Raw genomic sequence first — 536 nt, 5'->3', positions numbered from 1 at the left:
AAATTCCAGAATTTAGCGTACCCATGCAAAACAAGCGCATACTGACAATTCCTGTAAGAATAGCCTTCCCCATGGCTCTGAAAGGGATCAATGCGCAGTATGTCGCTATGCTTACTAACATTGGCGACCCTTCCCGGCAGGCCCTTTTTGAAAGGGTGATTACAGATTTCTATCCTTATCCTTCGTCTGAGCTTGAATCGCTGATCAATTCAGAGAAGATAGATATAGTCGTTGTTAAAGAGACAGCACTCAGTAAAATAAATGCATTGAGTGGGAAGAATTATTACGATTTTTCACGTTTGAAGTTGCTGGAACGTATCGGTGATTACGCGGTTTACCGTGGAATTTGCGAAGGAGCATGATTGGGTTCAATTGGACAATTAATGCGTTCATACTTTATTTATGCGGCCGCATTGATGCTACCGAGCCTGCTCAGCCTTGTCACAATTCCTATTGTGACGCGCAGTTTGACGCAATCCGAGTACGGCTTGGTCGAGTTCGCCACCTTGGCTGGCGTACTTACCTTCGCTGTATTC

1 protein-coding gene is annotated in these 536 nt (G+C 44.8%); it reads left to right on the top strand.

Annotation, left to right across the window (positions count from 1 at the left end; all coding sequences use genetic code 11):
* A partial coding sequence (locus tag RCF13_RS26210; RefSeq protein WP_308141676.1) for a hypothetical protein occupies positions 1–362 on the top strand: 362 nt, incomplete at its 5' end.
* Positions 363–536: the final 174 nt, after the last annotated feature.

The organism is Stenotrophomonas maltophilia group sp. RNC7, assembly GCF_030910085.1.
In the GTDB taxonomy this organism is placed as follows: domain Bacteria; phylum Pseudomonadota; class Gammaproteobacteria; order Xanthomonadales; family Xanthomonadaceae; genus Stenotrophomonas; species Stenotrophomonas sepilia.
This window is presented reverse-complemented; position numbering and strand designations above follow the sequence as displayed.